Source organism: Mesorhizobium sp. L2C084A000 (assembly GCF_000502875.1).
Taxonomy (GTDB): domain Bacteria; phylum Pseudomonadota; class Alphaproteobacteria; order Rhizobiales; family Rhizobiaceae; genus Mesorhizobium.
The window spans coordinates 1-894 of record NZ_AYWX01000046.1 but is presented as its reverse complement, the minus strand read 5'-3'; the positions used below and the strand labels follow the sequence as shown (position 1 = coordinate 894).

Here is an 894-nt window from a genome sequence, read left to right as displayed (position 1 = left end):
TCTTCCGATCTATGCAGAGAACGTGACGAACCTGACGATCGGCACGGTCGCTGGGATCCTGGGCAACGACCATTATGGCGCGGACGGTCCGGCGGCAGCAGGTTCGCTGGTGATCGGGGCTGGCGACCATGGCGGCACCGTCGCCATAGTCGGCGGCAACCTGGTCTATACCAACACCACGCAGAACGTGGCCAACGGGACGACGGTCGACGAGACCTTCACCTACACCATCAAGGACGGCGACGGCGACACCTCGCACACCACGCTGACCATCTCGATCGGCGACTCGACGCCGACCGACAGCATTCCGGCGCCGGGCCTTGCCTCGACCACCGTCTATGAGGCCGGCCTTCCGGCACGCGGCGGCGAGTCCGCGGGCTCGAACGCTGCCGCCAACTCGGAGACCACCTCGGGCACCATCGGCTTCACTTCGCCGGACGGCGTGTCGGTAGTCTCGCTCGGCGGCCATGTGCTGACCGGCGCCGCGCAGACCTTCACCGACGCCACCGGCTCGCTGACGGCAAGCTATGTCTACAATCCGGCCACCGGCGCCGGCACGATCAGCTATTCCTACACGCTCGTCGACAACACCACCGGCGACAACACCACCGCCAGCTTCGCAGTCGTCGTCACCGACACTGACGGCGACAGCGCACCGGCCGGCAACCTGGTCATCAACATCATCGACGACGTGCCGACGGCGCATGCCGATACCGACAGTGTAGCCTCCAACCAGTTCACGGCCGAGGCCGGCAACGTGCTGACGGCGGTGGGCACCACCTCGCCGGTGACCGGCATCGATGTCCTGGGTGCAGACGGCGCAGCGGTGGTTGGCGTCCAGGCCGGCGACACCAATGCCGACTTCACCGGCTCGCTCGGCGTGCAGATCCAGGG

The 894-nt window shown here is 67.0% G+C and carries 1 pseudogene; it reads left to right on the top strand.

Annotated elements, in window-relative coordinates:
- Window positions 1–894 (top strand): annotated as a pseudogene (locus tag X735_RS1000000169490) (hypothetical protein); the annotation flags it as partial.